9 protein-coding genes and 1 tRNA gene are annotated in these 14,021 nt (G+C 41.2%); 5 read left to right on the top strand and 5 right to left on the bottom strand.

The genetic code is table 11. The annotated features are described in order from the left end of the window. Window positions 1–5 precede the first annotated feature (5 nt). The 3 genes from N6B01_RS07275 to N6B01_RS07265 are packed head-to-tail and all read right to left on the bottom strand — an operon-like array spanning window position 6 to window position 4,776. Window positions 6–2,849 (bottom strand): DUF4159 domain-containing protein, encoded by a 2,844-nt coding sequence (locus tag N6B01_RS07275; RefSeq protein ID WP_262078111.1) that lies wholly within the window; start codon window positions 2,847–2,849, stop codon window positions 6–8. Further along, a complete protein-coding gene (locus N6B01_RS07270; RefSeq protein WP_262078110.1) occupies window positions 2,846–3,760 on the bottom strand; it encodes a DUF58 domain-containing protein in 915 nt (304 codons plus the stop codon). The genes N6B01_RS07275 and N6B01_RS07270 overlap by 4 nt, the downstream gene beginning before the upstream one ends. After that, window positions 3,760–4,776: an AAA family ATPase gene (locus N6B01_RS07265; RefSeq protein WP_410007259.1), complete on the bottom strand. Its 1,017-nt coding sequence runs from the start codon at window positions 4,774–4,776 to the stop codon at window positions 3,760–3,762. The genes N6B01_RS07270 and N6B01_RS07265 overlap by 1 nt, the downstream gene beginning before the upstream one ends. Before the next feature lie 359 nt (window positions 4,777–5,135). Between N6B01_RS07265 and N6B01_RS07260 the strand changes: the two genes are divergently transcribed. After that, complete coding sequence (locus N6B01_RS07260; protein WP_262078108.1) at window positions 5,136–5,798, top strand: CoA pyrophosphatase; 663 nt, start codon at window positions 5,136–5,138, stop codon at window positions 5,796–5,798. Next, the gene (locus N6B01_RS07255; RefSeq protein WP_262078107.1) at window positions 5,795–7,060 is read left to right on the top strand and encodes a CCA tRNA nucleotidyltransferase; all 1,266 of its coding nucleotides are present in this window, start codon (window positions 5,795–5,797) and stop codon (window positions 7,058–7,060) included. Before N6B01_RS07260 ends, N6B01_RS07255 begins: the two co-directional genes overlap by 4 nt. A 40-nt stretch (window positions 7,061–7,100) precedes the next feature. Here the strand turns inward: N6B01_RS07255 and N6B01_RS07250 are convergent, their stop codons facing one another. Next, window positions 7,101–7,307, bottom strand: coding sequence for a hypothetical protein (locus N6B01_RS07250; protein ID WP_262078106.1), 207 nt, complete (start codon window positions 7,305–7,307; stop codon window positions 7,101–7,103). Window positions 7,308–7,472: 165 nt separating this feature from the next. On the opposite strand from N6B01_RS07250, the gene N6B01_RS07245 reads away from it, so the two are divergent. After that, window positions 7,473–8,459 (top strand): ankyrin repeat domain-containing protein, encoded by a 987-nt coding sequence (locus N6B01_RS07245; RefSeq protein WP_262078105.1) that lies wholly within the window; start codon window positions 7,473–7,475, stop codon window positions 8,457–8,459. Window positions 8,460–8,868: 409 nt separating this feature from the next. Here N6B01_RS07245 and N6B01_RS07240 read toward each other — a convergent pair. After that, window positions 8,869–8,944, bottom strand: a tRNA-Lys gene (locus tag N6B01_RS07240). 576 nt (window positions 8,945–9,520) lie between these two features. On the opposite strand from N6B01_RS07240, the gene N6B01_RS07235 reads away from it, so the two are divergent. Together N6B01_RS07235 and N6B01_RS07230 are read left to right on the top strand one after the other, a co-directional pair. Then, the gene (locus tag N6B01_RS07235) at window positions 9,521–11,095 is read left to right on the top strand and encodes a TerC family protein (RefSeq protein WP_182417036.1); all 1,575 of its coding nucleotides are present in this window, start codon (window positions 9,521–9,523) and stop codon (window positions 11,093–11,095) included. 421 nt (window positions 11,096–11,516) lie between these two features. After that, window positions 11,517–13,655, top strand: coding sequence for an Ig-like domain-containing protein (locus N6B01_RS07230; protein WP_262078104.1), 2,139 nt, complete (start codon window positions 11,517–11,519; stop codon window positions 13,653–13,655). The last annotated feature ends 366 nt before the right edge of the window (window positions 13,656–14,021 follow it).

Raw genomic sequence — 14,021 nt, 5'->3', positions numbered from 1 at the left:
TTTTCCTACTGGCCGAGGCGTTTTAAAATTTCAGGCACATGAACTTGGTCGGATTTATAATTGCCAGAAAGCACATACATGACAATGTTTAAACCACCGCGAAAAGCCCACACACGTTGCATATTATCATCAGGAACAAGCCGATATTGCCAGTCACCCTTGCCATTATGCGCCCAGGCACCGGCAAAATCATTTGCGGTTATTAAAATTGGGCTAACGCCATCACCAGCATTGACTGGCCGGTTTTCACCATTGTTTTGGGTTGCTTCAAGCCATAATTGCGAACCGCGATATCGGCCTGGAAAATCTGGCATAATATAATAAGAACGGCCAATGACATGGTTTTGAGGTTGTGGCTCTAATGGTGGAACATTAAGCCCTGCCAAAATTTCTCTTAAACGATTGGTATTGGCTGATGGTGAACCATCAAGATTAAGATTTGAAGTTATTTCATCTCGTGTATCAAATAAGACTGTACCGCCTTGATGCATAAAAGCATCTATTTTGCCAATTGCTTTTTGGCTTGGCATATTGGTTGAGGCATCAATCGGCCAATAGATGAGTGGATAAAAAGCAAGCTCATCCTTATCAAGATCAAGTTCAATAACTTGCCCAGGTTCAATGGTGGTTCTTTGCACAATAAATTGGTTTAAAGCTTCTAACCCTGCCTTGCTGGTTGCGTCAATGGTATCATCTCCGGTTTTAACGTAAGCAAGATGGGTTTTACCAGCGCGCATGACAAGATCTGCTTCGCTTTGGGTTGTGTTATCGTCCGCATTTGCTGCTTGCGCTTGCGCCAAATTGGGTGCTGTCACACTCAATGCGAAGCCGCAGAAAAACACTATTAATAAGATTAAAGGTGATAAATTATTGCGCTTTAAATTTTTGAAATTTAAGCCACCTAAAATGAGCATAATAAGACTATCAAGAATAAACAATACGAAAGCTAGCCCCCACATAACGCCAATTAAAGATATTGTATCATTTTCGTCATAGTTATTATGGGCAATTTTTTCGCCTTTTGGCAGCTCTATTCGTTTTAAGTCACTGTCACTATTTAATAAATTAAGTGCGTAAAGTGCGTCTTGCTGACCATAAAGGCCGGGTAGATGATCCAGACTGGCAGTGATTGGCGTTTTGCCGTTAAGACTGATAGGCTTATCACTTGGCGATGGCGCTTGTGGAAAGCCTTCCGCATTAAATATGCGCCATGGTGCAAGCGCCTTGGTGCTGCTTTCCCCTTCGCTAGCGCTAACTGGTTGATGGCTAAGAGCCACAAATTGGCGTAGTAAATCGACAAAAAATCCGCTTAATGGCAGGTTGGACCATTCTGGCCCAGCTGAGGTATGGACGAAAATAATGCGCCCAGCGCCACGCGTTTGCGCTGTCACCAGTGGCGTTCCATCAGCAAGATTGACCCAGCTTTTATCACGTAGATCGACAGATGGTTCAGGCAATATTTGACGCGCTATTTCAATATCTTGTGGCGGCGTAAGGGTTGCAAATGGGCTGTCGGCTGCAAATGGGGCAATGCTTTGTGGCTTTGCCCAACTCATCACGCCACCAAGATTACGCTCGCCGCGTCTTAACTTCACTGGTAAAAGACCATCATTGCTTTCTGCCGCCGCTAAATTAGGGCCAGCAAAACGCAGCAATGTGCCGCCATCATGGATAAAGCGTGTAATGGCTTCTTTACTTTGCGGCGGTATATTGGCAATATCACCAATTACCAACATTGCTGGTTTTGATGCTAATAATGTTTTGATATTTTCGTCAATATCGCCTTTTGTGCTATAAATCATATCGCCATAAGGCGCTAAAGCTTTGGCAGGATAATAAAGCGGCGATAATAAGGGTTGTGGTAATTCGCTGGTTAAGGGTGCAAGCATGGCAATGCGCCGTCTTTTATTTGATGCATCCACCGCTAAGGTTGCGCTAGCATAGGCTTTATCATCAAGGCGTAGCCAAGCTATATCATTGCGGATTTCAAGCGGCGTGGTTATTTCTGCCTGACCTTTTATTGCTGAATTATCAAAATGCAATTGTGCTTCACCAATTTTGCGGCCATCACTATCAAAGGCTGAAAGTGGAATATTTTCCATTTTGCCCTCATCACTGCGAATGGCGTTAATAATCATTTTATCGCTTTGATTATTGACGCTGGTTAAGCCAATCCAATTTGCTTTGTCATTGCTAAATATTTGAAAAATACTATGGGGAATTTGCTGGATCTGATCAAAACTAGCTTTATCACTTTTTTCACTTAAACTATCAGTGAGATAGGCAATTTGTAAATCTATTTGTAAATTTGGATTGTTTTGACCAATATTTTTAAGCCTTTCAACCAGTTTCGTGCGGTCGGCAGCAAGAGGCATTGGTTTTATAGCGTCAAGCCGACTTAAGGCGGCACTGCCAGTAAATGGGCCCGTTTCGCTATTTTGTGGCTCGTTGCTCGCTAAAATATAAATTGGCAAATTATGATTATTGGCTTCTTCGATCAATTTGCGTGCGGTGAGTTTATGGTTTTGCCAATTGGTGGCTGATGGCCAGCTATTATCAATCAGCAAAGCAAGTGCGCCTTTATTTTGCACAAGTTCCTTGTCTTCGCGCCATGAAGGTTGTGCCAAGGCAATAATAATAAGAGCAGCAATGGCAAGGCGTAATAAAACCAACCACCATGGTGACTTAGTGGGGGTTTGATCTTTCTTAATAAGGCTTGCTAAAATACGAAGCGGTGGAAAAACTTCACGTTGCGGGCGGGGCGGCGTCATGCGTAATAGCCACCAGATTGCTGGCAGCACAACAAGGCTTATTAAAATAAGAGGGGTGCCAAAGCTAAGTGGTATCATGCAATATGTCCTCGCCGAAAGCCAAGATCGGCATTCATGGCAATATTTAATGCGCTTAAGGTTTTGGTGACTGGCTCATCGGTAAGGCTTAAGCAAAAACCCCAACCATAATGGCGGCAAATATCTTTTAAGTGAGCGCGTCTTGCAGCAAAAAGCTGACAATAATCTTGTTGATATATTTGCGCGCGTCCTGCATCAAGTTCAAATCCGCTTTCAGGGTCTTGAAATAACACATGGCCTTGATAGGGAAAAACCTCTTCGCTTGGGTCTGATATTTGAATGAGGTGAACGCGTATATTAAGCTCTGCAAGCTTGGTAAAGCGTTGTTCCAAAACGCTCATATCATCTAAAAAATCGCTGGCGATAATAAGATGGCTGTAGCGGCTTAATACTGACAAATCCATGCTATTAGCTGCAGGCTGATGATTAACAAGGCTTATTGCCATGCGCTCTGCCCCATTGCGTGCTGAAATAGGTGGTAAAATAGATGGTATGGCAATACGCTCACCATTTTGCGCAAAAACTTCACCTAAAATAAGAGCTAGCAATAAAGCGCGTTCTTCTTTTGAATGTTCGCAATATTTTGATTTATACTGCATGGAGGGGCTTTGATCTGGCCATAAAAACACTGTTTGCGCTGCCTCCCATTCGCGGTCACGAATATAAAGCGTATTATCGCGGGCAGAACGGCGCCAATCAATGCGGTTTGCAGATTCACCGCTATCATAGGGGCGAAACTGCCAAAAACTATCGCCACTTCCTTGTTTGCGTTTGCCATGCCAACCGCCCAAAATGCTCATCGCAATTTTGCGTGCATGAAGAACCAGCGCGCTGATTTGGCGGGCATCCTTTCCTGCATTTGCAAGAATGGAGTTTACCTTAATTGGTGGAGTAAGCGCGCCGATGGCCATTAGCTTTGTGCCTTTACCAAATCTGCAATAATGCGCGATACAGGAATGTTTTCAGCTCGCGCTGTAAAATTAAGCGCCATGCGGTGTTGTAAAACAGGTTCGGCCAAAGCATAGACATCTTCGATTGAGGGAGCAAGTCGACCCTGATATAGGGCACGTGCACGTACGCATAAGGACAAGGCTTGCGCGGCGCGTGGGCCGGGTCCCCATGAAATATATTTTTGGGCAATTGCATTATCGCTATCAGGACGTGCAGAGCGTACAAGTTTTAAAATTGCATCAATAACTTGTTCACTTACGGGCATTTGGCGAATGATTTTTTGCATTTCAATCAAACGATGTGATGTAATAACCGCTTCCGCCTTGGTATCATTAATCCCGGTTGTTTCAACCAAAATGCGCCGTTCAGTATCAAGATCTGGATAATGGATATTGATTTGCATTAAAAAGCGGTCAAGCTGGGCTTCAGGAAGTGGATAGGTTCCCTCTTGCTCAAGTGGGTTTTGGGTTGCAAGCACATGGAAAGGGCGCGGCAAGTCATAGCGGCTACCAGCAACGGTGACGTGATATTCTTGCATGGCTTGTAAGAGTGCCGATTGAGTGCGAGGTGAAGCACGGTTGATTTCATCGGCCATCAGCAATTGTGCAAAAATTGGCCCTTGAATATAGCGAAAATTACGTCGCCCATCGTCCCCTTCTTCCATCACTTCAGAACCGATAATATCCGATGGCATAAGATCGGGGGTAAATTGAATACGCTTTTCATCTAAGCCAAGCACCCGTCCTAAAGTTTCAACAAGGCGCGTTTTAGCAAGACCGGGGACACCAACAAGCAAAGCATGGCCACCAGCCAGAACGGCAGTAAGCGCAAGCTCGACAATTTGCTCTTGGCCAAAAATAACTTTGCCAATGGAACCGCGAATTTTTTTCAATTCATCATGAACGGCATCCGCCTTTGCAATAATATCCTCATGGGATGAAGCATCGCTTGTTGCTTGTTTATTATTGTCTTCCATTGTCTGATTCATGTCGTCCTCAATACCAAGTGAATATCGTGCTTTTTGCAATAGCATCATTATTGTAATATGTTCAAAGTGACTTTATTGGCTTTTGATAAATAATCCATTGAAAAAACGTCAACAATGACTATTTCATGACTTCTTGCCCAAATTATGTAAAATCTTTGCACTAAAATATCTATAATGATATCGACCGACCATTAAACTAAGGATATTGCAGCAATTATTTTTGACGTAAGATTAATAAAATAATCGTAATATCAATGGTTTGGTTGATAAAACTATGTGAGATGCTGCAAATTTTATCGCTTATTGCAATAAAATAATGCAAATGGGTTTGCAATGAAGGAATGCAAATGGGTAACGATTTTTCATTAGCTGATTTTACCAAACGTTTTTATAAAAAAGAGCAATCCATTGTTCATACCCATGATGACGCTGCAAATTTTAACAGTGATCTTTCCATTTCTTACCACCTTATGGGGGCTGCCAATAAAGCCGAGCCTATTGATTATCATGCCCCAACTTGGAAAAAAGCGGCGGTATTAATCACCGTAATTGACCACAATGACGGTGCAAAAATCCTATTTACCGAGCGTTCTTCAAAATTGCGCAATCATTCAGGGCAGATTTCTTTCCCCGGTGGGCGTGTTGATTCTAGTGATAAGAATGATATCGATGCGGCTTTGCGTGAGGCGCGTGAAGAAATAGCTTTGCATGATGATAATGTTGCTATTTTAGGAAAATTGCCAAGTTATTTTACTGGCACAGGTTATAAAATTGCTCCGATTGTTGCGGTGTTGCAAAAACAGCAAGATTTTATTGCCAATCCAACCGAAGTTGAAAAAATATTTGAAGTGCCAATGGCTTTTTTGATGAATCCTAAAAATCATCAAAAAATGCATAAAGAGATTGATGGTAAACAGCGCTCTTGGTACGCGCTTTATTATCAAGACTATGTTATATGGGGCGCAACGGCTGGTATGATTGTGCATCTTTATGAAAGGCTTTATGCGTGAAATTAACCAAAGACAAAGCAAATTGGCTTTTTGATGAAAGACTACAAAAACTGCTAAAAGTTTTAGGTAGTCAAAATGGCGAGGCGCGCATTGTTGGTGGTGCTGTGCGTAATGCTTTAATGGGCAAGCCAATTAACGATATTGATATTGCCACCACCCATTTGCCAAATGAAACAACGCGCCTTGCGCAACAAGCTGGTTTTCATGCTGTGCCAACTGGCGAAGGCTTTGGCACCATTACCGTGGTGGTAGATCATCACCCATTTGAAGTTACAACCTTACGGCAAGATGTAACAAGTGACGGCCGTCACCCAAGTGTGGTGTTTGGTAAAAACTGGCAGGTGGACGCACAACGGCGTGATTTTACCATTAATGCGCTTTATTGCGATCATGATGGGGTAATTTATGATGATGTCGGCGGGCTTGCCGATATTGAAACCTCAACATTACGTTTTATTGGCAATGCGGAAGACCGCATCAAAGAAGATTATTTGCGTATTTTGCGGTTTTACCGCTTTTTTGCCTTTTATGGCAAAGGTCGCCCCGATGCGGAGGGCTTAAAAGCGTCCGCACGATTGAAAGATGGCTTAAGCAAATTATCAGCAGAACGTATCTGGGCAGAGCTTAAAAAATTGCTAAGCGCCAAAGACCCAAGCCGCGCTTTATTATGGATGCGCCAAGCAGGCGTTTTAACTGCTATTTTGCCCGAAAGTGAAAAATGGGGCATTGATTTTATTCATGGCTTGATTGCCAGCGAGCAACATTTTGGTTGGGATGTTGATCCATTTTTGCGTTTAGAAGCGATTATTCCACCCGATGCAGCACGGGTTTCCACCCTTGGTAATCGTTTGAAACTTGCTAATATTGAAAAAAAACGTTTGTCGAAATGGGCATTATTACCAGCGCCAAAATCCAGCGATGCCGACATACTGATTAAAAAGCTGGTTTACCAAAATGGTGCGCAAGCAGTGCTTGATCATTTGCGATTAATGCAAGCCAAAGCGCGAAGCTGCGGTATTGATGAAGCCCATAATGCAAAGGGCGAGGCGGCTTTGATTGAGGCTGCCAATTATGGGCGAATGATTGACTTGGTCGAAAATTGGCCCGTGCCAGAAATGCCAATAAGTGGTGAAGATTTAATTGCGCTGGGCATTGAGCGGGGGGTTAAAATAGGTCAATTGCTTAAAGAAATGGAACAAAACTGGATTGATAGCGGCTTTTTAGCAAAACGAGACGCGTTATTAAAAGATTTGAATCTTTAGCTATAATCTACTTAAGGAATGTTTCTAATGGCAGGAGCCATTAATTTGAATGAAAATTTATATATTCTGTGATGAACATCCCTTGTTGGATTTTGTTAATATTTAGCTCGTTCATTGGCTGATTTGCCCAAGTAATATTAGCAATTAAACCCAACTGATCGAAGATTGGTATATTTTTTTTAAAGCCATCTCCTGCTACGCTATTGATTATAAAAGTGACACCCTTATTATTAGGCGTCTGCATCACTGTCTATGATGCCTATTATTGGGGGGAGCAAGCAATTTAACATACACTTACCGCATGAATTAAGAAAATATATCTCATTTTAATAGGGAAACTTGGCTTGTAAGTATATATGGATAGTATAGGTTTGTAAAAAGGTAGCAACAAGGTTAAATATTGAGGGACATTATGGCGGGTGAGAACCAAGTTAAACAAGAAAATAAGTCGCCCCGTAAACATAAGGTGTTATTTGCTTTTATTGTGCTTGTTTTGGTTCTGGGGCTTAGTTTCTTTACTATTTTTAAAACCAAAAAAGATAGTGAAATTATTTTAAAGGTGGTGAACGAAAAAATAGATAATACTTCGCCAAGAACCGATAGCTATTTTAAAAATGCCGATCCAATTGTTTATCAACTAGCCCGCAAGATTGAAAAAAAAGAACCAATCACGCTTGATGATGTCAAAGCTTTACCTGAAGGCACACTTAATGCCCGCTATGACAATGATATAACATTGCTGTTTTCAGCTTTAACCGCGCGCAATTTACAGGCCATTGATGTGCTTTTGGCCGCAGGTGCAGACCCTTATATGATTGATAGACCATCGCAAGGGTCAGCAAGAGATTTCACTTACTATACAGCCACGGTTACCATGGTGAAGCCTGATTATAGTTTTGATCCAGAAGCGACCGCAAAATTCCGTTATGATTTGACAAAAATTTATCTTAATAATGGTGGTAAAGCCGATCATGTCATTCCGGCAAAAAATCCAGTTTCACTCCTATTTATGCATGCTCTAAAAAGAAATGACGATGTTATTATAATGCTTATTGATCATGGTGCGGATCCACTTTGGATAAATGATGCAGGAGCTACAGCTATATTTGCACTAACTAGTAGATATGATGAGAGTAGCCGAAAAATATTAAGATATATTATATGTAAAGGATTTTATATTAATGCAAATGATGAACAAATAGACGATATTATAAGGTGGTTGCAACCAAGCGGTCCTAAAAACAATGAAAGGGAATTTGCTTATCGTAATCTAGCTATGCTTATTTTAAAGGAACGTCCTGAATTTAAAGATAATCGCTACACGCAAGAAATATTTGGTGGACCAATTCCTTGGCAAGAAATCCGTGATATGAAAATAAGCGAAGTTTGCTATGACTAATACGACGACTAAGGTTATGGGTGGTCAAACGCTTTTTAGTTATAGAGAGGGATATGCTATTGATGTTATTATTATTCGGCATAAAATATGAGAGCTTGAGGCTATCTTTACTTATTTTCGTTTGGCTTGGCTATTATAACAAGATTAAAGAACAAATTTTTTGTCGAACGAGGAACGATTTTACAGCCAATTTTAATGTTTAGTACTTTGATATGATAATCAATATGCAGGCTATGGCCGAATATCTTAACTACTGGGTAAGCTGCCGGGGTTTGGGATATTTCATTGGAGCACGGCATAAAAGGTTGACTATAGTACAATTCACTCCAGTTATCATAGATTTGGAGCAAAAAGCATCTAACTTTTATTTTTCAGTTTGGAAAGCATAACGCATATTTGTTGAGTTAATTGGTGGGTGATGCAGGGATCGAACCTGCGACCCGCTGATTAAGAGTCAGCTGCTCTACCAACTGAGCTAATCACCCTTACCAAATCAGTCACACGACTTGTGTGGCGATCTATAAACATCAAAAAACATCATGTCTAGTCCATAATTTATTTTTTTTCATTTTTTTGTCATAATCCATAATTTTTCAGGCGGAAATTTTCAATTTGCATTATCGTTTATTAAAAACCATACATAGCCTCTTGATAGTTTTAACAAAAAATATCATTATATACACTGTATTTTGTTTCCAACTTCGGCTTTGACGATTTTTTCCAAAGCTGTGTTATTGAAAAGGTTGATCGAGCGTAATGCCCGGCACATCATGTGAAGACCCTGCAAGCAGTATGAGGCGGCATTTAATGTCGCCATTTTTTCCTTATAAAAACATTAGTTTAGCAAAAAAAGTTAAATCACTGAAAAGCCAAATCGCTTTCGGCTTCAATGCTATTCTTTCTTCTATTTCAAGAAGCATCAAAAAACATTTTTCAGAAAGCAGATTGCTTGAATAGCCAAGTATTCTGCGAATCAAACTAAAAATCTAAATTTCTTAAATGTTATTTTTTGGCAAGATTTTTAATCTTGTACTATTTATATAAGACAGCAGGATAAAATTATGGAATGGATTGCCGATCCCCATGCTTGGCTAGGCTTGGTAACACTGATTTTTCTCGAAATTGTACTTGGTATTGACAACCTTGTTTTCATTGCAATTCTTGCAGAAAAACTGCCGCCACACCAACGTAACCGCGCCCGACTAACCGGCCTTTCGCTGGCGCTTGTCATGCGCCTTGGCTTACTACTCATTATCGGCTGGGTTATTTCACTAAAAGAAACTATTTTTTCTATCGGTGAATTTGAATTTAGCTGGCGCAGCATTATTCTGCTTATTGGTGGTGCGTTTCTGCTTGCCAAAGGCACATTAGAACTGCATGAGCGGCTTGAAGGTGATACTCATGACAAAAAGACCAACGCCACCCATGCGATATTTTGGCAAGTTATTGTGCAAATCGTTGTGCTAGATGCGGTATTCTCGCTAGATAGTATCATTACTGCCACTGGCATGATCCCCCATGAACAAATGGCGGTTATGTATATTGCGGTTATTGTTGCTATGGGCGTGATGATGTGGGGTTCTGGCCCATTGATGCAATTTGTTAACCGCCACCCAACCGTGGTTATTCTTTGTCTTGGCTTCTTGATGATGATTGGTTTTAGCCTTATTGTTGAAGGACTTGGCTATCATATCCCAAAAGGCTATCTCTACGCAGCTATTGGTTTTTCTATCCTTATCGAAGCCTTCAATCAAATTGGTCGGCGCAACCGCGAAAAATTGGTGTCTACCAATGATCTGCGTGAGCGTACAGCCGGCGCTGTGTTGCGCTTGCTTGGCGGCGGCCGCAATGAGGGTAACCTTGCTGAAACCGTTGATGTCATAGCCGAGCAATCGGCGGCGTCTGAAGTCTTTAAGCCAGAAGAAAAGCAAATGATCCGCTCAGTGCTTGATCTTGCAGAACGTCCCGTGCGCTCAATCATGTCGCCCCGTCAAGAGGTGGAATGGCTTGATGTTTCAAGCAGTGACGAAGAAATGCGTAAGGAAATTCCAAATTTTCGCCATACACGCATTGTACTTGCCCATGAAAAGGTAGATGAATTTGTTGGTGTTGCCCTAACTAAGGATATTTTACTGAGCTTGGCAGAAGGCAAAAAAATCGATTGGCAAAAAGCCATGCGTCAGCCGTTGGTTGTTCATGAAAATACCAATGTCTTGCGCCTTATGGAACAATTGCGCCGCTCACCCATTCAGCTTGCCATTGTTGTTGATGAGCATGGCTCTTTTGAAGGCGTTGTAACCCCAACTGATATATTAGAAGCGATTGCTGGCGACTTCCCTGATGATGAGGAAGAACAAATGCTGGTGGAGCGTGATACTGACAATAGTTTGGTGGTTGAAGGCTATGCAGATATTCGTCGTTTAAGCGGTTTTCTTGACTGTGATCTTGTTGATGACAATGACCGCTATACCACTCTTGCCGGCTATATGCTTTGGCAATTTGGCCATTTGCCAAGCCTTGGCGAATCATTTGAAGCACAAGGGCTGCGCTTTGAAGTGATTGAGCTTGAAAGACGCAATATTAGTAAAGTTCGCATTAGCCAAATAAAAGATAGTGATGCGGATGCATTAAATTAAAAAACTAGAATATTCACCAATACTCCCCTTGTGGAAACCGCAAATCTTCACACCACAAGTCTTCACAAGGGGAAAATAGAAAAAACACACAACAAGTTTTAATTCAAAACCCAATAAATAAAGGTCATTTATATTTAAGGTGTATAACACTCCTATTACCTATGGCTATATATGGTGGCGTGTAATCCCTAACTTGTATTATATTATATAAAAACCAAAAATTTTCAAAAGTGTATATTGGATTTTTATTTTAGAAAAAAATTATACAAAATAAAAAATGCAACTATCCATAAAAAAATTGTTTTATCCATTGTAAACTCGTTAATTATTATTGCATATAGCTTTATTAATGTTATAGACATAGTCTACAAATATAGTTGTCGCAGTTTTATTAATTGTTAAAGTTAAAGTAGGATACGCAATGATTGTTAGCCCAGATAAGGATGTTATCGTAGGGGTGGGTGGACAAGTTTCAGCTCCATTAGTTGATTCCCAAAATTATGTAATCACATCTGGCATGTCCAGTATAAGCAATTATGCTCAATGGGGAAATGATCTCATTGTTCAATTTTCCTCTGGCGAGGAATTGCGCATCAATAACTTTTTCATTAATGGGCCAGCTTTTCATAAGTTAATGATTGTGGAAAACGGCAACCGGATTGAAGTCGATTTTACCAAAGCAGTTACCAATGAGGGTGACGGTATTGATGATAGTCTTATCCAATATTCGCAATTAGGTGAATCCTTATCGGTTGCCACATTGCTTGGTATTCTTGGTGGTGCAGCTGTAGGTGGCGCTGGTATTTATTCTGTATTTGGCAAGAGCGGTGATGATAATGACAATAGCTATACGGCGCCAACCGCAACCGTTGGCCGTCCAGATTCGCCAGATGCCGATATTATCAATGATGATAAAAACCCTACTGAAGTAATCAGAAATGGTGCATCAACCAATGATAATACGCCGACCTTGCAGGGTGAAGATGCCGTTCCGGGTGCTCAAATAGCAATTAGGGTTAATGGTGGTGATCCAGTCTATGTAACTGTTGGGCAGGATGGTAAATGGAGCTATACTTTCCCACAGCTTGCAGATGGCGTTTATAATGTAGTCATTACTCAGACCAATGCAAGTGGCGCCACTAGTGAAGAAACCAGTTTACAATTTACAGTAGATACTATTGCTCCAGACGTCCCACAGCTTGAAACTGTTAATGACAATGTGACACCTACCGGCACCATTGCAAATGGCGGTATCACTAATGATGCAACACCTGAATTTAAAGGCACTGCCGAAGCTGGGTCCAAAATTAGTATTTATGTCGATGGTACGGTTGTTGGCACAACAACAACGGGCAGCGATGGTAAATGGTCGATTGAGCTTGGAACAAACCTTTCTGACGGTGTTCATAGCGTTCAAATTACCGCAACTGATGCTGCAGGAAATGAGAGTGGCAAAACGAGTGAATTTTCATTTACTGTTGACACAATTGCTCCCTCTGCAATTAGTGCCTCCTCCATTTATTGGAGTGATGCAAACGGCGGCGATGCAACACAGTTTACAACCGGTACCACCGTCAATTCAACTGTACGCAAAGTCGTTCTTTCCGGCATAGCCAATGCTGTAGGCGCTGGCTATGATGCTAAATGGATTGAGATTTTTGATAATGGCATTTCTATTGGTCGAGCAGAAATTGGCACAGATGGTAAATGGCAGTTTTCACCTGAAAATGATCTTAGCCTCGGATCACATAATTTTAGTTTTGAAGCGATCGATGCTGCAGGTAATCGCAGTTCTAGAACCAATGTTGCACAATTTATCGTTTCAGCAACAGCAACACCAACTTCTGCCGACGCTACGGACACAAGCAGCACGCCAGATGATGGTTCAGCAAGTGCTAGTGCTGATACAGATTCATCAGACAATAACACTGATGATAATTCCGGCAATGCACGCAGCGCTGCAGTTAATCCAAGCAGCAGTGATGATGTTCAATCCGATGATAGCGCTTCATCGCAGCAAAGTGACACTTCTAGCAGCTCTAGTGATGAATCAGCAAATCCATTCTCTTATCGTTTGGGCAACTTTTTGGATGAAAGCGATGCAACTGCAAGCGGCCAAGCATCTTCAAGCGAAGATAGCCAAAACGCGGACAGTGCTTCTGCCAATGATGCATCAGCAAATGATACAATTACACCAACAAGTGATATTCTTGGTGAAATTGGCATCGATGTAAGCGATAACGACAGCCAAGCAGCAGATGCTCAAAGTGCAGATAGCCAAAATACAGATGTTGAGGTTAGCAGCGACCAAAATAGCAACAGCCAAGCAGATGATGTTCAGGCTGACAGTGTACAAGCTGACAGTGCTCAGGCCGATGAGGTTCAAGGTGCAGATAATCAGGCTTCTAATGATGCTTCTGATTTAACCATTGATGATCTATTAGATGGTGATACCAGCGTTGCTAATAATGAAAGCTATAGCGACATTCCTGCCTTTGACGCATTTAGTAGTTCGCAAATGCCAAACATCTATGATGAACAACATTTGAGTTACGTCTAGTAACAAAAATGACTTGAGCATGATCTTTGTTTTTGAGGTCGTCTTGTAAAATCAATATGATATAGAAGCAGCTTTACCGAAATTTACGGTGAAGCTGCTTTTTTATTAATAAAACTTAGACTAATAGACTGTTCTGGGGCTATGAATTTGTTTTGCGTTAAGGGCGCCGAGCATATATCAATTATTATAGTAACCTTAAGATCTATTTTTACCTGTCACAGCAATTGTCTTGTATTTATACGTTTTAAAATACTTGATTAAGTGGCGGCATTTAGAGATTTGGGAATCATTTGAGGTTGAGATTTTTGGTCAAGTTTTTCGCCAAATACCAAGCTTTAGCTTTATATTTTTGAACTTTTCCGGATG

Source organism: Bartonella sp. HY406, assembly GCF_025449315.1.
In the GTDB taxonomy this organism is placed as follows: Bacteria; Pseudomonadota; Alphaproteobacteria; order Rhizobiales; family Rhizobiaceae; genus HY038.
This window is presented reverse-complemented; position numbering and strand designations above follow the sequence as displayed.